Source organism: Maribacter sp. C-4077, assembly GCF_055378385.1.
Window position 1 is genome coordinate 2466031 of sequence record NZ_AP038807.1, and the last position, 20209, is coordinate 2486239.

Consider the following 20209-nt stretch of genomic DNA (forward strand, 5'->3'; position numbering starts at 1 on the left):
GAGAAAGAAGTGCTTATTCTTTCCCTTTTAAATGTTCAATTTTTTAATTTCTTAGATAGTTCTTTGTGTCCTCTTACTGAGTATTAAAAATAAAATGCCACAACAAATCCAAGCAGGTAAGGTTAAAAAGGACAGGAACACATCAAATTGTACGGATATAAAATAGAATACCCCAAAGCTTATGGCCCATGCCAGTAACACCGATTTATTAAACTGCAAATTCGCCTTTTCGGCATAATCCTGGACGATGCCCATTCTTTCATGGAAGAAATGTTCAAAAACGATGATGGCACCTACGGGAGCGAGTACAAATCCATAAAAAGCAACGAAATCCAATAGTTTCATGGCGAAGGCAGGGAAAAGGCCAGCCAGTGTCGCTACGGTACCGGCCAAAATGGTCACCCAAAATGTAGATGTTTTGGGCATTATGGCCTGAAATGCCAATCCTGCCCGGTAAATGGTAGGGTTGGCCGTTGTCCATCCGGCAAGTACTACGGCTATGATTCCAAATAACCCAATGGCATTATAGGCCAAGGGACCTGGTGCGACGGAGGGTGCCTCGCCCATATTCAATAAATTTTGTGCTTCGGGAGTCCTAATGTAGACCGCATATAGTAGTGCTGCGGCAATCCAAGCCATGTAATGCCCTACATACATACCGGCAGCGGAGGTCCATCCAGAACTTGCCTTTTTTGCATAGCGAAAAACGGATAGGTCGGACATACCTATGTGCATGGCCGCATTCGCAAACCAGGACCAAAAGAACACATGCCAGAAAGTATATTTGATTTGGCCGGGAAATGGGTCACCGCCATCGCCCCATATATTCCAAAAATCAGAAAAACTTTGTACACCCAATTGCTGGAGTGCCACAAAACCACACACTAAAAATGCGAGGACAATTACAGGTGACATCCAGTTTGCGGCCCTTGAAACCATTTCGTAACCCTTGGAGGCGATTAAGGAGATGACTGCCCCAATAATCATTACAATGACTATCCAAGTGATGCCGTTGGGCATGGTATCCGTCAGTTTTGGCATTTCCATATCAAAAGGGATGCCCACCGCCGTTGCCGAAACGGTAATCATAGACCCTGCCAAAAAGCAGAAAAGAATACCGTTGGCCAAATTGTAGGCAATGACAAGTTTTTTGCCACAGATTTTTTCTAGCTGATAATAGAGGGTCAATCTTCTTTTAACGGCTATTTCCGAAGTAAGGAATCGCCAGCTCAATACGGCCATCAGGTTTCCCAGCAATAGGCCAATGATGAGGTCAAAGGCACTGACCCCGGTAGTAAGGAACAAGGGTCCGATTACAAATTCGGTTCCAGCGGCGTGCTCCCCAGCATACATGCCCAAAAAGCTTTTCCAGTTTTTTAATTTGGATTGAGGTACGGGTTCCCTTTCAAACTCACCGCCAGCGATTTCCTCGATTTCTTCCTCAATGTTGAACTGACTCATGAAATATTGTTTAGGTTGGTTATTGTTTAATGAGATGGTTTGGTAAATCCTCGACCCTTTCACAGCATAACTGATCCATCACCTGTTGAAATTGGGTCTTCAGCATACCTATAGTGTGGTCACCCCCTTTTGGCCCCAGTGCACCAACACCATACATAAAGGAACGGCCCATGAAGGTAAACTTGGCCCCACTGGCCATGACCCTTGCAATGTCGGGTCCAGAACGTAGGCCGCTATCCAGCATAATTTCTATTTGGTTGCCATATTTGTCGGCAACGTCCTGTAGGGTACCAATGGTGGATTGTGCGGCATCCAATTGCCTTCCGCCATGATTGGAAAGGATGATTCCATCAAAGCCCATTTTAATGGCATCTTGGGTATCCTGCTCCGAGGCCACACCTTTCAATACCAATTTGCCCTTCCATTTGTCCCGTATGGGTTTTATTTTTTCGGCATTAAGCCGACCAGAAAAGGTCTTGTCCATAAAAGCCCCTAATTGTTTTAAATTCAGCCCTTCTGGCGTATATGGTTTTAAGTTTTCGAAGGTGGGTTGTCCGTATTTTAAGGTATTGAATGCCCAAGTAGGTTTTCCAAAAATTTGTAGGATGTTGGCAATGGACATTTTTGGAGGTAGGGCCAGTCCGTTTTTAAAATCACGGGGCCTGAACCCAAATGTGGGAACATCACAGAGTAATACCAAAACTGGGCAACCGGCGGCTTGTGCCCTATTAATGATATCGTCCCTAATGGCATCATCTACGGGGTTGTATAACTGAAACCAGGCATTGCCTTCGGTCAACTCACTCGCTCTTTCAATGTTCATCGTAGTTACCGTACTTAAAATGAAAGGAATATTGTGTTTGAAAGCTGCTTTTGCCAAAATGGCCGGTGAGTTGGGCCACATCAAACCCTGTAATCCCACTGGAGCAATCCCAAAAGGTGCGTCGAATTCCATTCCCAACACCTTGGTCTTGGTGGAGCTGGTACCATAATTCTGTAAATATCTGGGTTCTAACTGCACCTCGCGGATATCGTTGGTATTTCTTGCCAAACTTACATCCTCGTTACAGCCTCCGTCCAAATATTCAAAGGCAAACCTAGGGACCCTAGATTTAGCTTTGTTTCTTAAATCGTCTACCGAGGGATAATTTGAGTCAAAATTTTTGGCCATTGCTTTTTATTTGGTAATAAAAGGTACGTGTTTTTTTAACGAGTAATTATTCTTTAAAAACTTGGAATTTAATTTCACATCAGAAATTGCGATGGCTGCTCCCAAAGCTGATCCTAAGGAGGAATCCGTTGTTCTGAGTTTCATATCTTTTAAGGCATCGGATAACAACTGAATATAAATTTCATTATCACTGAATCCACCATCAATATATAGTCTTTTGATACTCATAGCCCCTTGGGCCATTTTTATACTTTTCACTTGCAGTTCCACCAATTCCATCATCAATTGGTGGTAGGCCTCTTCAAAAGTATCATAGTTAAGTATGGCTCTAGTAGGCATTTCAGGACTGTTTAAAGCCTTCCATGAAAACCTGTGCTGAAAATCCTTTTTTAACTTCAGATATAATTCCATATCAAATGCAACCGAGGTGTGATATTCTTCGGAAACTTGGTAATGCTCCGATAGGATTTTAATCTGATGACTATACTCGTTTCCTAAAAACAATCGGGTGGATTTCACTGGCTTTCCATTGATCCGCATATAATTGATGCAATCCTGCTTTACTTCAGTTTTAGATAGTACGCCATTTTCAAAAGGGTTTAAGGTAATGCTCCATGTGCCCGTGGAAACCAAGACGAATTTTTTGTTTATGCTTCGAACATAAGGAAGCAAAGCCGCAGAACTGTCGTGGATCCCAACACCAATTTTAATCCGTTTTCCATTATAGTTCATATTGATACTGGTCTCCGTGGAAACGATAGGAGGGAATATTTTATGAAGACCTTCTGCATAAACCCAAGAGTGATAGTCTTTTTTAGAATAATCCCATAAAGCTGTATGGCAACCAATACTGGTATATTCGCTTAGTGGAATTCCCGTAAAAACGTAACTGATATACTGAGGAAGATGTAGAGAGTATCTAATTTTTTTAAAAAGGTCCGGTTTTTTGGTTTTCAGCCAATAAAGTTGCATCCCGGAATTCAGCATCCCTGAATTTGTGGATCCGGTAATGGCTGCAAATTCATCTTCTGGACCGTATTTTTCAAAAAACGATTCAATAATCTCGTTTCCCAAGGGTTTAGTGTAATTATACAAAGGGGTAAGTACTTCCCCATTTTCGTCCAAATGCACCAAGCTGGCACCGTAGGTTGAGAAATTTATGGCGGTTACATTGAACTTCCCTTCGTTAAGTATGCTGTCAAAAACACCTTTTAGCCATCTTTGAAGTGCCAGTAGGTCTTCCGTTGGGTGACCGTCCTCATCTTCAATGGTATCGAATGAAGTATATTCCCGATACACCTCCTGAAAATTGGCGTCGAAAAGGAAAAACTTTTTATTGGTCTTACCAATGTCAAATATGGCCGTTACATTCTGCATAGCTTAAAGTCCCGATGCTACCGAATGAAGACCTCTTTCTTTTATCAATGTTTCCCTTACTTTTAGGTTTCGATAGGTCCGAATAGGTGAGAGGGCTCCGCCTCGTGCCAATCGGGCTTTTTCCAATAAGGGTCTTACATCGGTCCGGTAGGCGGATTGTATAATTTCTTGGCAAAGTGCCACATCATGCGCTGCTTGGGCTTCCCTTAATTTATTTTGATCGATAAGCATTGCTTTCGCATATGCTTCCTGAATGGCTTCCAATGATTGTATCAAGTCCTCTAGCGGATCTTTGATATTATGGCTAGCATCTATCATCCAAGCCGGATAGGGATTTTGGGGATTGTGCTGCATTCCTTGCACCAGTTCATTGAAGATAAGGAAAAGGGCATAAGGCTTAATGGAGCCTACGGTAAGATCATCATCACCATATTTACTATCGTTAAAGTGAAAACCTCCCAATTTTCCCTTTAGCATTAGTGTCGCCACAATTTGTTCTATATTGGTATTGGGCAGATGATGCCCCAAATCCACCAAGGTATACGCCCTATCGCCACAAGCATTGGCCAACATAAACGAAGTACCCCAGTCTTGAATTACTGTACTGTAGAAGTTGGGCTCATAGGGTTTGTACTCAATAAAAAGACTCCAGTCTTCGGGCATGGAATTGTATATCTTTTTTAAGCTATCCTCCGTATGTTGAAGTGCCGATTGAAAGTTGCCCTGTCCCGGGAAATTGATACCATCGGCCAACCAAACCGTTAGGCTTTTGGAACCTAGTTTCTCCCCAATTTTGATGACATCTATATTATGCTGTACTGCTTGGTCCCTTTCGGCATCGCTCGTATTGCTTAATGAACCATATCTGTAACTTTCCTTGGCATCTTTTTGATCTTGAAAAGTATTTGAATTTACCGCATCGAAGTTAAGGTCGTGTTGGGCTGCTTTTTGTTTGATGGCTTCATAGTCTGTTGGTATGTCCCAAGGAATATGAAGCGAGATGGCTCCAGCTGTTTGGGTCAACGAGTGGATGACTCCTACATCGTCCATCTTTTGTTCCAAAGTGCCTGGCTCTCCGCCATGGGAAAAACGGCCAAAGCGCGTTCCTCCTGCACCCAGGGCCCAGCTGGGAATGGCCACTTGGAAGTCGGCCAGTTTATTTACAAGATCATCTACATTAATTTCTGATTTTGCCAAAGAATTGGCCAAAAAATCAAATTTATCTTGATGGTCTTGAAGTGATTTTTGATTATCTGATGCTATATCTGATTTGTTTACTATCATACCTTTTCATTAAATAGAGAAATTCCACAAGCAAAATGCTTGTGGAGATTCCCCTCAACTTAAAATTAACACGATTATCTTACAAATGCATTGGCCATACCCCCATCAACATTGATAATGTTTCCAGTGGATTTGTCCAATATGCCGACTAGGGCAAAAACCCCATTGGCAATGTCCTCTGGGTAGATAATTTCATTGAGTAGGTTTCTTTTGGCATAATGTGCGGGAAGTTCGTCTACTGTAATACCATAGGCCTTGGCGCGTCCTTCGGCCCATTCTCCTTCCCATATCTTACTACCAACGATGACACCATCCGGATTCACGACATTTACCCTAATCTTATCGGAGGCCAATTCTGCCGCCAGTAATCTAGACATGTGTTGTTGTGCCGCTTTGGCGGTTCCATATCCAACATTGTTGGGGCCAGAAACCAATCCGTTCTTACTGGCGATATTTATGAAATCACCGCCCAGACCTTGCTGTCGCATAATGGCCACGCCTTGCTTGGCCAGTTCAAACTGACCTTTGACCAGGACGTTCTGTAAAATTTCCCAATCGGCATCCGTGGTATCCGTTAAGGGTTTGGAAATGGCCAAACCTGCACTGTGGATTACGATATCCACACCGCCAAACTCCAAACACGTCTTTTTAAAAGCCTCCGCAATGGATTCCGTTTTGGTGACATCGCAAACGGCGTAGCTGGCTACGTCCCTGGGATAGATGTCCACGGCATCCTTCAATCGGTCTTCGGCGATATCGCTTAAAATGACGTTTGCGCCTTCTTGGGCCAATTTATCGGCGATCGCCTTGCCTATTCCTCCTCCTGCTCCCGTAACGAAGGCCACTTTTCTGGAAAGCGGTTTTTCCTTGGGCATACGTTGTAATTTGGCCTCTTCCAACAACCAATATTCAATATCGAACGCTTCCTGTCTTTGAAGAGAAGTGTATTCCGATATAGCTTCGGCCCCACGCATGACGTTAATGGCATTTACATAAAATTCATTGGCGACCCGAGTAGTCTGTTTGTTTTTGGCAAAACTGAACATGCCCACTCCCGGGTAAATAATTATGACCGGATTAGGGTCACGCATGGCCGGACTATTGGGCCGTTTGCAATTTTCGTAGTACTCCTTGTATTCCTCACGATATTTTTCGAATGCAGGTTTCAATTTTTTCAATAGGGCATCGGAATCGTTCGTGTCTTCGTTCACATCCAAATCCAGCACCAAAGGTTGGATTTTCGTTCTCAAGAAATGATCGGGGCAGGAGGTACCCATGGGGGCCAATCGGTGCAAATCCTTACTGTTGATGTATTCAAGAACGACATCACTATCGTTAAAATGACCGATCATTCTAGCTTCGGAAGAACAAAGTCCCCGTAATAAAGGCATTAATTGCGCTGCTTTTTCCTTTCGTTCTTTTTCGGGTAGTGAGGTCACTTTTTGTCCCCCGAAAACACTTCCATTCTCCTTGATTTTCTTTTCGATAAATTCAGAGGCCATTTCAATGACTTCCAAGCTATTCATGTAGCATTCGTAGGACGTATCGCCCCAAGTGAACAATCCGTGGCTACCCAATACAATACCACGAATGCCTGGGTTATCGTTCAGGCATTTTTCCAACTGAAGTCCCAAATCAAAACCAGGCCGCTGCCAAGGCACCCATCCCATGGTGTCGCCCCATATTTCCTTGGTCACCTTTTCGCTGTCCTTTGCGGCGGCCACCGCTATGAGGGCATCCGGATGCAAATGGTCAATATGTTTAAAAGGCAGTAGACCGTGGAGCGGGGTATCAATGGACGGTGCCTTGCTATCCAGATCATAGATACAATGATTGAAAAGACCCACCATTCTATCCTCGTCTTCCAAACCACCGTATACATTTTTAAGATTACGAAGTCTTTCCGTATAAAGACCGGCGATTCCGGCCTTGGTCAAGGTTCCTATATCCCCACCGGAACCTTTGATCCACATGACTTCCACATCCTCATTGGTCAATGGGTCCTTTTCTATGGTCTTACAGCTTGTATTTCCACCTCCATAATTGGTGATTCGTAAATCCGCACCCAAAATATTGGATCTATAAAGAAACAAGGCAACCTGATCGTCCTCTAAAGCGGCCGCTTTCTCATCATCCCAGAGGTAGTCTACATGTTTAAACTTTTTCGTATGTGCATTCATTAAAACTTTTTTTAGTACAGGTATTATTATCGTTTTTTTGCCTTACACCTTAGTACCTATCTCTTTAACCTAAGAAAGGATTTTTTCCAGCACAGTACCTAAATGTAATGATTACAAGATTACATAAATCGGTTCTCAAACCTGTTCCGAACTGTTCTGTTACTTTTTTTAGTGTTACAATGACTTTCTGAGAATCACGTAAAATGGATTCTCCTTTTGGTGTTTTTGTTTATTGATGACCAATTTTGCGGCCTCTTTTCCCAATTGTTCAAAATTGGTTGAGATTACCGTAATGCCATCCAGAAGGATTTCTTTTAAGGGGGTATCGTTGTAGGAAATGATGCCTACATCCTTTCCCAGCACAAAATTGGTTTCCTTTATTTTTTTGATGAGGATGACCAAATCGTTTTCCATAAGGTTGATGTAGGCCGTATCCTTTTCAATGGTCTCGTTCTCTATTTCCTCCACAATTTTAAAGTCATAGGCGTATTGTCCGCAGAATTTTATAAAGCCATTCTTTATTTCGATAGGATGATAGGTGCGTTTGCGCAAGAGTAATTTGATCTGTTTGTACTTTTTCAATTGCGGATTCAGTTCGGCAAGGGCTTCGTAAATATTCTTCTCAAAATCCTGGTAAATACATCCTACGGAATCACCTAACTGTTCTACGCGTTTATCAAGAATGACTAATTTTTCCGATGGAATATGGGTCTTTATAAAATTGATGAGGTCCTCGCCGCCTTCCTCAAAATGGCAAATGATGGCATAGTGCGTGTATTCCCTAGATTTGCTGGCCTCGATCAAATTCTTGAACTGCCTGTAATTATTGTCGTAAATAAAGAAATCAATGGTGGCGCTATCCCCTAGTTCCTTGGCGAAGGCATCGTAGATGATTTTCTTATGGGCACTTAGCTTATTGAACAACAAAAAGACCTTGGCCTTAAGGACCAAGTCATCTTTCTTGATGTAATAACCTTTACCGGGAACGGATTCTATGAGCTCCATTTTTTTCAGATAGTCATAGGCCCTTACGATGGTATCCCTGGATATATCGAACTCTATCAAAAGTTCATTGACCGAAGGCAGCTTATCGTTCTTTTTGATGTCGCCATTTTCAATGGCCGCAAACAGGGAATTGATTATCTGCTTGTACTTTGGAACCTTGGAATCTTCAATTATGTCAATGAGATGTAGCATGGAAGGGTATAAATATTTTCGAATATACTAAATTAGGGAAGTGATATCTCTTCACTTTTATAATATATACCTAACAGTACGTAACGGTTGTTTTTAAATTAAGGAATATATTTCCTCACAAATTCTTCACCAAGTTCGAACAAAGAGATTGAAGACTCGAAAATTAAAATTGAATATTTTGAAAAGGATACTATCGCTTGTTACATTGTTTATATCAACGACAATTGTATTTGCCCAAACCCCTACCAAGGAACTTACAGTGGAATATCTGCCCACCCCAATGGGCATAGATGTAGAGACCCCTAGATTCGGTTGGCAAATGGAAACCAATACGGAGTTGGTCGGTCAATTTCAGACAGGGTATCAAATACAGGTGCAAACGGAGGATGGTGAGTTGGTCTGGGACAGTGGGAGGATCGCGAGTGATGCATCCTTGGCCATCCCATATGCCGGCGAAAAATTACAACCAAGAACACGCTATACGTGGAATCTCTCGGTTTGGGACCAGGATGATAAAGTGTCCACAAATGCTTCGTGGTTTGAAACAGGACTTATGGATAACGACCCAAATTCGGGCCAATGGAACAATGCCCAATGGATCGGGGGCGGAGAGGAGGACATGGTCTTATACTCCCATTATTTGTCCGTTTTTAAATTGGAGTACGGGCTACAGCTAGATGAAAAGTCCAAAAGCACGAAGGCTTCCTTTGTGTTTGGGGCGAACGATAGGCGGTTAATGGACAAGGACAAGAACATGCAGGGGGTCGTTTCCGGAAAGGATGAAAGTTTTATTCGTTTTGAACTGGATATAAGTGCCGTTGACGGTTCAGACGCTGGCCTGGCAAAATTCAATGTATATCGGGTGGGATATGACCCTAATGATAGCAATGCCCGGACCTTCCGAAGTTATGACGTACCATTGGAATTGATCAATAACGAGAACAAATATGAAAAGCACACCTTTCATACGGCTTGCAATTTTGGGCTGTTCGAGGTTTTCTTGGATGGTTGGGGCTCCGGCAACAAGATATCGGGAGATGACGACACCACCCCACCACCACGGGGAAGGGTTGGGTTCAACCTAAATCCGGTCGGTAGGGGAAATGATTATATCAGTTTTCCCATGGTTGCGGATATCGGTTTTTATATGGGCGAAAATCAAAAGGCCAATTTTTCGGATATAAAAATCAAAAATTATAGGGCCCCGTCCAATGCGCTATTTTCCGAGGATTTAATGAATGCCGATGCGTATAAAGGAATTTTTAGGGAAGCTGTCCAAAACGATTCCAATTTGGTTTTGGAGTCAGATGGATTGGCTATTTCGGGAGGAAAGGAAGGCAATTTGACGGTGGCCGACCCAAGCAGGAATGCGGCGCCTATGCTCAGAACTACTTTTGAAGTATCCGGTAAAAAAATAGCCAAGGCCCGATTGTACGTAACGGCCAGGGGTATTTATGAACTGTATCTGAACGGCGAACGGGTTGGAAATGACTACTTCAATCCCGGGTTAACGCAATACAACAAGACCCACATGTACCAGACCTATGATGTTACGGATATGCTGGGTAAACAAAATGCACTGGGTGCATGGTTGAGCGAAGGATGGTGGAGCGGGAACATTACCTATAGTGGGGAGCATTGGAACTTTTTTGGTGATCGCCAGTCCTTACTGGCACAATTGATCATTACCTATGAGGATGGTACCGAAAAGGTGGTAACGACCAATGATACCGATTGGAAGCTCTTTACCGATGGACCCATTCAGTATGGTAGTTTTTTCCAAGGTGAAGTATATGACGCGACCAAGGAAGCTTCTATAGAAGGTTGGTCTACAACCAGTTTTGATGATGCATCTTGGAAACCTGCAAAAGAAGTTCCTTTGGAAGGTACCACCTATCCCAACGACGGTCTTACCTATGAAAATCTAAGGATTATGGGCCAAATTGGGGAGAATGTCTCCATTGTTAAGGAAATGCGTCCAGTGTCCATGGAGGAAGTAAGGCCAGGGGTGTATGTATACGACATGAACCAAAACATGGTGGGTTTTGCAGAAATAAAGCTTCCGCCGGGACAACCTGGTGACACCATTACCTTGCGATATGCCGAGGTAAAATACCCAGATTTACGGGAATACGTCCCCAATGTGGGCATGGTCATGTTGGAAAATATTAGGGCGGCCTTGACACAGGACATCTACATTCGAAAAGGTGGGGAGGAATCCATAAGGCCGCGTTTCACCTTTCACGGTTTTCGGTTTTTGGAAATTACGGGGGTCGATACCCCGGTACCCATGGAAAATATAAAAGGGTTGGTCATCAGTTCCATTGATAGTCTTTCATCCAATTATGAAACCTCCAATGAATTGGTGAACAAACTTTGGGAAAACATTACCTGGTCCTTACGCGGAAATTTCCTATCCATTCCAACGGACACCCCTGCTAGGAACGAGCGTATGGGCTGGAGCGGTGATATCAACGTATTTTCAAAAGCATCTACCTACTTGGCGGACGTGGAGCCTTTTTTGGATAGGCATATGCTCGCCATGCGAGATGTGCAACGCGAGGATGGACGCTTTACCGATGTAGCTCCGGTTGGGGGCGGATTTGGCGGGACCCTATGGGGAAGTGCCGGTATTATTGTGGCTTGGGAAGTGTATCAACAATATGGTGATTTGGCTTTATTGGCCGAACATTATGATGCCATGAACCGCTATGAGGCATTTTTAAGTTCAAAAATTAATTCTGAGACAGGAGTTATCAATGAAGGTCCCTTGGGCGATTGGTTGAGTCCGGAAGGATTCAAGAACGAGGATACGGCTTTTTGGACAGCTTACCATCTTAGGGATTTGGAAATATTGACAAAAACCGCAAAGCTGCTCGGCAAAGAAGCCGATGCCGAAACCTTCCAAAGGAAATATGAAGAGCGTAAGAAATTCTTCAATGACACTTATGTTGATAGTGAAACCGGTAAATCATTGCATCTTGGAAACCAAAGCATGCGTTTTGGCCCTCCTTTGCCGGAGGACAAGCGAAAAAAGGCGGGCGATTTTGTGGACACGCAGGCATCGTACGCCATTCCTTTGGGAATGGGTGTTTTGAACGAAACGAATAAGGAAAAGGCGGTTTCCAACTTGGTGGCAACCATCCAAAGAACCAATGAAGATGAACTGGGCATCGTACGTCCGGAGTATTCCTTGATGACCGGTTTTATTGGAACCGCTTCCTTGAACCCTGCACTATCGGAAAATGGAAAAAGTGAAATTGCGTACAGGCTACTGCAACAAACGTCCTATCCATCATGGTTGTATTCGGTAAAGAACGGCGCCACTACCATTTGGGAACGGCTCAATTCGTATACGGTTGAGAACGGCTTCGGTGGAAACAATAGCATGAACTCTTTCAACCATTATTCCTTTGGGGCGGTTGCGGCCTGGATGTACAATTATTCCCTGGGCATACAACGGGATGAGGATACCCCCGGTTTTAAACATTTTATATTGCAGCCTACCCCGGATCCGGATAAGAAAATGACCTTTGCCAAGGGGTATTATGATAGCATGTACGGGCGCATCGGGAGTGCTTGGAAATGGGTCGAGGGCGGTTGGAATTATACCGCAACCGTTCCCGCCAATACCAGTGCTACATTGTATTTGGATACTGATTCCATTAAGAAAGTTTTGGTTAATGGCAAGAAGCTTAAAAAAGCGAAGGGTGTCAAAATTATCTCAAAGGGTGAGACTAGTCAGATACAATTGGAATTGATATCGGGCAGATATATGTTTGAAATAAGTGAGTAGTGGATTAAGGAATCCTTTCAATTATTGTCTCATTTTGTTACAATAATGCTTTGTTTTCTGTCCATTTTGTTCGTTATTTGATACTTTGGGATTTTAAAAGTACTGAATTTGAGTAGTTCAAAAGAAAAGCGGGATTATATTCAGAATGTGTCATATGATTCCGTCATATTCGGGTTTAATGGTAGCCAGCTGAAAATCCTTGTGTTGGAATACCACAATACCGGCTATTTTGCATTGCCGGGGGGATTTGTCAAGATGGACCAAAGTCTGGACGATGCCGTAAAAAACGGCGTCAGTCAGCGTACGGGATTACAGGATATTTACTTGGAGCAGTTTTACACCTTTGGAAGTTTGGAAAGGTCAGACCCAAAGATCATGGAAAAGATCCTTACCGAAAACAAACTGGATTTGGAGCAACACCAATGGATGTTGGGCAGATTTCTTTCCATAGGCTATTACGCCTTGATCAATTATGAGGAGGTGAGTCTAAGGCCCGATGAACTTTCGGATAGTATCAACTGGTATTCCATTGACGAACTGCCTCCACTGATGATGGATCACAAGGAGATGGTGGATAAGGCGCTTGAAGTCCTACGCGTTAATCTGGATCGAAAAATCGTTGGTACCAACCTGCTGCCCCAAAAGTTCACCATGCGGCAATTACAGGAGGTATACGAGGCCATTTTGGGCGAAAAAATACGTCGTACCACTTTTCAACGAAAAATGCTGTCCATGGAAATACTGGTAAGGCACGAAAAACTGTTTCAAGGAAAGGCGCATAAGGCACCTTACTTATACAGTTTCAAATAAGCATTTTGAGTTTAAACATAAATCGATAATTAGTAACAACATGAACATGAAAAAAATAATCTTAAATGTATTTGTATTGGTTGCGGCTGGGTTGGTCTTTTCCTGTAAGGAAAAAGCCGATAAGGCAAGTGAGGCAACGGAGACTCCAGCGACTGTAGTGGAGGAAGAGACTGATTTTGGTGGATTGGCCCTTTATACCGTTCGGGAAGACATGGGTACCGATGCCAAAACCACCCTCAAGGCGGTGGCCGATGCCGGCTATAAAAATATCGAGGCCGCAAGTTATGCCGATGGGAAATTTTATGATATGTCCCCAGCGGATTTCAAGGCTTATTTGGCCGAGGTAGGTTTGACCCCCGTAAGTACGCATCAAGGTTCCGTTACTTTGGAGAATGCCGATCAGATGATGGCCGATGTCAAGGCGGCCGGTTTTGAATACTTTGTGGTGCCCGTTCCCCCAATGGGAATGTTTACCTTCAATATGGAAGATAGGACCATGGGCATGAAAGGTACGGCCCAAGAATTGGCCGATATTTTGGACACCCTGGGCGAAAAGGCGAATGCGGCAGGTCTTAAACTGTTGTATCACAACCATGATTTCGAGTTCAAAAAAGGAGATAACGATGTGGTTATGATTGACTATCTCTTGGAAAACTGTAATCCGGAATTTGTAAACTTCCAAATGGACCTGTATTGGGTGACCAAAGCAGGTGCGGACCCTGTAGCGTATTTTGAGAAATATCCGGGCCGATTCAAATTATGGCACGTAAAGGATATGGACGACCAGGGCAGATTTGCGCCCGTAGGTGAGGGAACCATTGATTTCGGTAGGATTTTAGCGAAAAAGGAGCTGTCCGGTATGGAGTATTATATGGTAGAACAGGATATGACCTTTGACGGACTTAAACCGCTGGAAGCCATTAAAATCAGCCATGAGGGCTTGAAGAAGTTCGGATTTGAATAAACACCGAACATGAAACGTAAAACATTCATCAAAACCACCGCGGCTTTTGCCGCGGTTACCGCTATTAATCCTTTGGCTTCCTGTAAAATGGAAAAGGCCAAGATGTCCGAAGATTTGCCTTTGGATCCTATCCGTAAAAACTGGGCCGGCAATTATACTTATAAAGCGGAAAAACTTCATGTTCCAAAATCGGCCGCAGAAGTTCAGAAATTGGTGAAGCAATTGAGCGCCCAAAAAGCCTTGGGGTCCAAGCATTGTTTCAACAATATTGCAGATAGCCCCTTGAACCAAATTTCGACAGAAAACCTTAAAGGGGTTCTGGAATTGGATGAGGAAAACATGACGGTTACCGTCGGTGCTGGGGCCAAGTATGGGGATTTTGCCCCGGAACTTCATGACAAAGGATATGCCCTGCATAATCTAGCTTCCTTACCACACATTTCAGTTGCTGGAGCCTGTGCTACGGGGACCCATGGTTCAGGTGTAAAAAATGGAAATCTTGCCACAGGTGTCGCTGCCATTGAATTGGTGAACGGAATGGGTGAATTGATTACCTTAAAACGGGGCCATGAAGCCTTTGATGGTGCCATCGTTAATTTGGGTGCCTTGGGCATCATTACCAAAATGACCTTTGATATCCAGAAAACTTTTGAGGTGCGCCAGGACGTTTTTCAAGAACTGCCCTTGGAGTCCCTTCAGGAAAATTTTGAGGAAATTTTATCGGGGGGATATAGTGTGAGTCTTTTTACAGATTGGCAAGACCAAAAAATAAGTCAGGTTTGGGTCAAGAGAAGAACGGATGAAGAAGTAAAGGATTTGGGCGATACTTATTTTGGTGCAAAGGCCGCCACTAGAAACCTTCACCCCATTACGGAATTGTCCGCAGAAAACTGTACTGGCCAAATGGGAGTTCCCGGACCTTGGTACGATCGCCTGCCCCACTTTAAAATGGGCTTTACGCCCAGTAGCGGAGAGGAATTGCAATCGGAATTTTTTGTACCCACGGAGCAGGCACTGGATGCGATTTTGACCTTGGAAAAAAAGAGGGACCTTATTTCTCCGCAATTAATGATTACCGAAATACGTACGATAGCGGCAGATGATTATTGGATGAGCCCTTGTTATCAGCAGGATTGTGTGGCCATCCATTTCACATGGAAACAAAACCCTGAAGAAGTTGGGGCGCTTATTAAAATGATTGAGGCAGAACTGGAGCCATTTAATTACAGACCACACTGGGGCAAACTCTTTACCATATCACGGGAAAAATTAGCCAGTAGGTATAGCAAATTCAACGGCTTTCTGGCATTGGCCAAGCAACATGACCCAGAAGGGAAATTCAAAAATGATTATTTAAACACGAACATTTATTCCTAGTGGTCCTACTAGGATTTTCTATGAATACCAAGTTCATTCAAACACGAAGAAAATGAAAAAATTAGTACTAAATGCGTTGTTTCTGGCAATGACTACTTTGGCCACAATGGCCCAAGAAGTGACCACGGGTAAGGATGTAGCCGTTACGAATACGGAAAGCGGCAAGGTTCGCGGATATATCCAAAATGGAATTTTTACCTATAAGGGAATTCCCTATGCCAAGGCGGAACGTTTTGAAGCATCCGTAAAGCCCGGAGCCTGGGAAGGCGTACGCAGTTCCACCATGTACGGTCCTGTGGCTCCTTTGATGACGCCTACCACTTCGGTTCAGGACGAATCGGAGTTTGTGTTCGATCATGATTGGGGCTATACCAACGAAGATTGCCTTAGTTTGAACGTTTGGACCCCAAGTATTTCGGATAGCAAAAAAAGGCCCGTTATGTTTTGGATTCACGGCGGTGGTTTTACGGCGGGTTCAAGTCATGAACTCCCTTCCTATGACGGGGAGAACCTCAGTAAAAAAGGGGATGTGGTCGTGGTTTCCATCAATCACCGTTTGAATGTATTGGGCTTTTTGGATTTATCGGCCTATGGAGAAAAGTACAAGCACTCCGCCAACAACAGTATATTGGATATGGTCATGGCCCTGGAATGGGTAAAGGCGAACATCGGGAATTTTGGTGGCGACCCCAACAATGTAACCATATTCGGTCAGTCCGGGGGTGGGGCCAAGGTGAATACTTTGATGGCCATGCCCAAGGCAAAAGGACTTTTTCATAAGGCCATCAACCAGAGCGGGGCCATGAGAAGCGGTATTTTGGAGAAGGAAGATACGCAGGCGATAGCGGCGGAAACCATTTCTATTTTGGGATTGGATGCCTCCAACATCGATAGTATTCAAAAGATACCGTTCCAAGTATTGGCCGATGCCAGTGCCAAGGCATTACAAAATGTCGCCCGAAAAATGAAGGATTCTGGAAAGCCGGTCATAGGTTTTGGACTGAACTGGGGGCCCAGCAGGGATGGGGAGGATTTGCCTTATCAGGTAAATTCAGACGAAGCTTTTGAGTTGTCCAAGAACATTCCTTTAATGATAGGAACCGTTAAGAACGAATTTGCACCATTCGCCAATATGCGGTTTTTGGAAGCTAACGAGACCGAAATTATGCAACATATCAAGGATACGTACAAGGATAAGGCCGATGATTACATCGCTGCGGTTAAAAAGGCCTATCCAAATGACACGGACCCTAAGGACTTATTGGACGTGGATACCAGATTCAGACCAGGTGCAGTGGCACAGGCAAATACTAAATCAAGCTTGGAAGGTGGTGCCGATGTGTATATGTACTTATTTACGTGGCAATCCCCGGTTTTTGACGGCAAATACAAATCGCTACACTGTATGGAACTTCCCTTTGTTTTTAATACGGTGGACAAGGCCAACCAAATGACAGGTGGTGGTGCGGAAGCTCATGCCTTGGCCGATAAGATGAGCCAGGCGTGGATCAATTTCGCCACGACCGGAAATCCCAATACGGATAATTTACCGGAATGGCCTGCCTACACGGAAGAGAATACGGCAACCATGCATTTTGATGTTAGCTGCGAGGTGAAGCCCCAATTGGATAAGGAGCTTTTTGAGTTGACATCAAGCCTTTAACCGCACTCAAAATATAAAGTATGCAAATATTTCATAAAATATCGCCTCTGTTACTTTGCAGCCTTGCACTGGTAGTCGCCAGCTGTGAAACGGCTCCCAAGTTTACGGAGGAAGTAGTGGACAGCTATTCCCTGGTTAAAAATATAGGGGGCGCTACCTTGGGCTATCACCCGGAATCTGGAGTAAAACTATTGACCGTTGAAGGTTTTGCATTCAAGGACCTAAACAGGAACGGGGAATTGGATACCTATGAGGACTGGCGTCTGACCGTTGATGAAAGGGCAATGGATCTGGCCAGGAAAATGAGCGTTGAACAAATTGCTGGCCTCATGTTGTACTCGGGCCATCAATCGATTCCAGCAAGGCCGAATGGGTATTTCTCAGGTACTTATAATGGAGAACCCTTTACCGAGGGAAAAACGGATCCATCCGACATTACAGATCAACAGAAACAGTTCCTTGAAACCGATAATCTGCGTCACGTATTGATAACCACGGTACAGTCCCCCGAGATTGCTGCCCAATGGAACAATAAGTTGCAGGCCTTTTGTGAGGGTATCGGCTTGGGCATACCAGCCAATAATAGCTCAGATCCGCGACACGGTACGGTCGCCCGTATGGAATACGATGCCGCTTCTGGCGGGGAGATTTCCATGTGGCCAAGTTCACTGGGAATGGCCGCCAGTTTTAACCCAGATTTGGTGAGGCAATTCGGCGAAATCGCTTCCAAGGAATACAGGGCCTTGGGAATTACTACGGCCCTTTCGCCACAAATCGATATTGCCACGGAGCCCAGATGGGCACGCTTTAATGGCACTTTTGGCGAAAGCTCAAAACTGGCGGCCGATATGGCACGAGCCTATACGGACGGATTTCAATCTTCCCAAGACGGTGGTTGGGGTTTTGAAAGTGTCAATGCCATGGTCAAACATTGGCCTGGTGGTGGGTCTGGGGAAGCGGGTCGGGATGCCCACTACGGTGCGGGAAAATATGCCGTCTATCCAGGTAATAATTTCGATGAGCACATGATTCCCTTTTTAGAAGGTGCCTTTAAACTAGATGGCGGTACTAAAATGGCCTCTGCGGTCATGCCCTATTATACCATTTCCTGGAACCAGGATACCAAGAATGGGGAAAATGTTGGGAATGGATACAATGAATACATAATAAAGGATTTACTCCGAGGAAAATATGGATTTGATGGGGTGGTCTGTACGGATTGGAGCGTGACCCATGAGCATACCGTTATGGACAATTTCATCGATGGAAAGCCTTGGGGACTGGAAAACCTATCCGAAGCTGAACTTCACTACAAAGCCTTGATGGCCGGTGTGGACCAGTTTGGCGGCAACAATAACGCCCAACCCATTTTGGATGCCTATGAAATGGGTATAAAGGAGCATGGGGAGGAAAAAATGCGGGCACGCATGGAAGAATCCGCAGTACGTCTTTTGAGGAATATCTTTAGGGTTGGTGTTTTTGAGAATCCGTACGTGGCACCGGCGGAAACGAAAAAAGTGGTAGGTCAACCGGCATTTATGAAAGCCGGATTCGAAGCACAGCTTCAATCCATTGTCCTTTTGAAAAATATGAACAATGTGCTTCCCTTGAAGGAAAAGCAGAAAGTATATGTGCCTAAGCGCTACGTGGCGGCAAGCCGAAATTTTTTGGGTATGGAAAGTCCGGCCACCAACGACTATCCGGTGAACATGAATTTGGTCAAAAAATATTTTGAGGTGACCGATGATCCAAACGCTGCGGATATCGCATTGGTTTTTATAGAAAGTCCCTCTTCTGGAATAGGGTATGATAAGGCCGATGTTGAAAAGGGTGGTAACGGGTACTTCCCGATAAGTCTGCAATACGGCGATTATACGGCGACCGAAGCTCGGGCGGAAAGTATCGCAGGCGGTGACCCGTTGGAAGATTTTACGAATAGAAGCTATCGAAATAAATCGGTTTCCACAGCAAATAAGTCCGATGCCGAATTGGTAGTGAGAACAAAATCGCTCATGAAAGGCAAACCTGTGTTGACAGTTGTACATACTACCAACCCCATGGTCTTCTCTGAAGTCGAAAAACAATCCGATGCCATTTTAGTGGGCTTTGGGGTGCAGGACCAGGCACTTTTGGAAATCATATCAGGAGAAGCCGAACCATCGGCATTGCTGCCTTTTCAAATGCCGGCAGATATGGCCACGGTAGAAACCCAATTTGAGGATGTACCAAGGGATATGGTGCCGTACACGGATGCTGCTAGAAATGTATATGATTTCGCCTTCGGACTAAATTGGAATGGGCTCATTACCGACGAGCGTGTTTCGAAGTATAAATAAAAAATCAAATAACCAATTGACCAAAAAAAGAACCCGGACAATTGCCCGGGTTTTTTTTAAGGTTGCTAATGGATTACACCATCAAAAGGACTACCGTCAATAAAAATCCAGCAACGGCAAAATAGATACCCTTTTTATAAATGGGCGCTTTTGGATTGATCATAAAAAAGGCGGATACCGAAAAAAACAGCAAACCTATCCCAAATAAGATGGCTAGCCAAAATAAGGGATTCCCCTGGTGCATCTTATGCAGTTTGTTCATTTTTTCGATGACAATGGGCTGACGTTTTTCCGTATAGGATACATCGCCCGTAGCTTTGTTATAGGTGCCATTGCCAAAATAGACAATATCGCCTTCGGTCTTATCGACCTTGAAGAAGCGCATTTTAAGTTCCTCCCCAAGTTTTTCCTCATTGAGGCCTGCAGGTACGGTTTTTGTAATTGTTACCTCCTTTTTTAGGAAATCTGTGTTACGAAAGGTCAGCACAATACCGCTAATGGCATAAACGGCCATTATACCAGCAAGGAAAAAGCCTAGATAGCGGTGAAATTCCCTGAAGGTGTTCTCTGATTTTCTACTCATAATAATATTG

13 protein-coding genes are annotated in these 20209 nt (G+C 44.1%); 6 read left to right on the forward strand and 7 right to left on the reverse strand.

All coding sequences use genetic code 11. The annotated features are described in order from the left end of the window. Positions 1–51: 51 nt before the first annotated feature. From ACZ41C_RS10545 to ACZ41C_RS10570, 6 genes are all read right to left on the reverse strand, one after another. Complete coding sequence (locus ACZ41C_RS10545; RefSeq protein ID WP_464561262.1) at positions 52–1461, reverse strand: purine-cytosine permease family protein; 1410 nt, start codon at positions 1459–1461, stop codon at positions 52–54. A 19-nt stretch (positions 1462–1480) separates the two neighbouring features. Continuing rightward, entirely contained in the window at positions 1481–2632 is a 1152-nt protein-coding gene (locus ACZ41C_RS10550; RefSeq protein ID WP_464561264.1) for an alpha-hydroxy acid oxidase, read from the reverse strand. A gap of 6 nt (positions 2633–2638) precedes the next feature. After that, the gene (locus tag ACZ41C_RS10555; protein WP_464561266.1) at positions 2639–4009 is read right to left on the reverse strand and encodes an FGGY-family carbohydrate kinase; all 1371 of its coding nucleotides are present in this window, start codon (positions 4007–4009) and stop codon (positions 2639–2641) included. Between the two features lie 3 nt (positions 4010–4012). Beyond that, positions 4013–5293: a sugar isomerase gene (locus tag ACZ41C_RS10560; protein ID WP_464561268.1), complete on the reverse strand. Its 1281-nt coding sequence runs from the start codon at positions 5291–5293 to the stop codon at positions 4013–4015. A 74-nt stretch (positions 5294–5367) separates the two neighbouring features. Continuing rightward, entirely contained in the window at positions 5368–7473 is a 2106-nt protein-coding gene (locus ACZ41C_RS10565) for a bifunctional aldolase/short-chain dehydrogenase (RefSeq protein WP_464561270.1), read from the reverse strand. 174 nt (positions 7474–7647) lie between these two features. After that, on the reverse strand, positions 7648–8670 hold the full coding sequence (locus tag ACZ41C_RS10570) for a GntR family transcriptional regulator (RefSeq protein WP_138258723.1): 1023 nt from the start codon (positions 8668–8670) through the stop codon (positions 7648–7650). A gap of 178 nt (positions 8671–8848) precedes the next feature. Between ACZ41C_RS10570 and ACZ41C_RS10575 the strand changes: the two genes are divergently transcribed. From ACZ41C_RS10575 to ACZ41C_RS10600, 6 genes are all read left to right on the forward strand, one after another. Further along, a complete protein-coding gene (locus ACZ41C_RS10575; protein WP_464561272.1) occupies positions 8849–12466 on the forward strand; it encodes an alpha-L-rhamnosidase in 3618 nt (1205 codons plus the stop codon). 108 nt (positions 12467–12574) lie between these two features. Then, positions 12575–13276: an NUDIX hydrolase gene (locus tag ACZ41C_RS10580; RefSeq protein ID WP_138258721.1), complete on the forward strand. Its 702-nt coding sequence runs from the start codon at positions 12575–12577 to the stop codon at positions 13274–13276. Positions 13277–13322: 46 nt separating this feature from the next. After that, positions 13323–14240 (forward strand): sugar phosphate isomerase/epimerase family protein, encoded by a 918-nt coding sequence (locus ACZ41C_RS10585; protein ID WP_464561274.1) that lies wholly within the window; start codon positions 13323–13325, stop codon positions 14238–14240. Between the two features lie 9 nt (positions 14241–14249). Then, positions 14250–15617, forward strand: coding sequence for an FAD-binding protein (locus tag ACZ41C_RS10590; RefSeq protein ID WP_464561276.1), 1368 nt, complete (start codon positions 14250–14252; stop codon positions 15615–15617). Between the two features lie 52 nt (positions 15618–15669). Further along, positions 15670–17280 (forward strand): carboxylesterase/lipase family protein, encoded by a 1611-nt coding sequence (locus tag ACZ41C_RS10595; RefSeq protein WP_138258718.1) that lies wholly within the window; start codon positions 15670–15672, stop codon positions 17278–17280. 20 nt (positions 17281–17300) lie between these two features. Then, positions 17301–19616, forward strand: coding sequence for a glycoside hydrolase family 3 protein (locus tag ACZ41C_RS10600; RefSeq protein ID WP_464561278.1), 2316 nt, complete (start codon positions 17301–17303; stop codon positions 19614–19616). A 73-nt stretch (positions 19617–19689) separates the two neighbouring features. Here the strand turns inward: ACZ41C_RS10600 and ACZ41C_RS10605 are convergent, their stop codons facing one another. Then, a complete protein-coding gene (locus ACZ41C_RS10605) occupies positions 19690–20199 on the reverse strand; it encodes a PepSY-associated TM helix domain-containing protein (protein ID WP_138258717.1) in 510 nt (169 codons plus the stop codon). Positions 20200–20209: the final 10 nt, after the last annotated feature.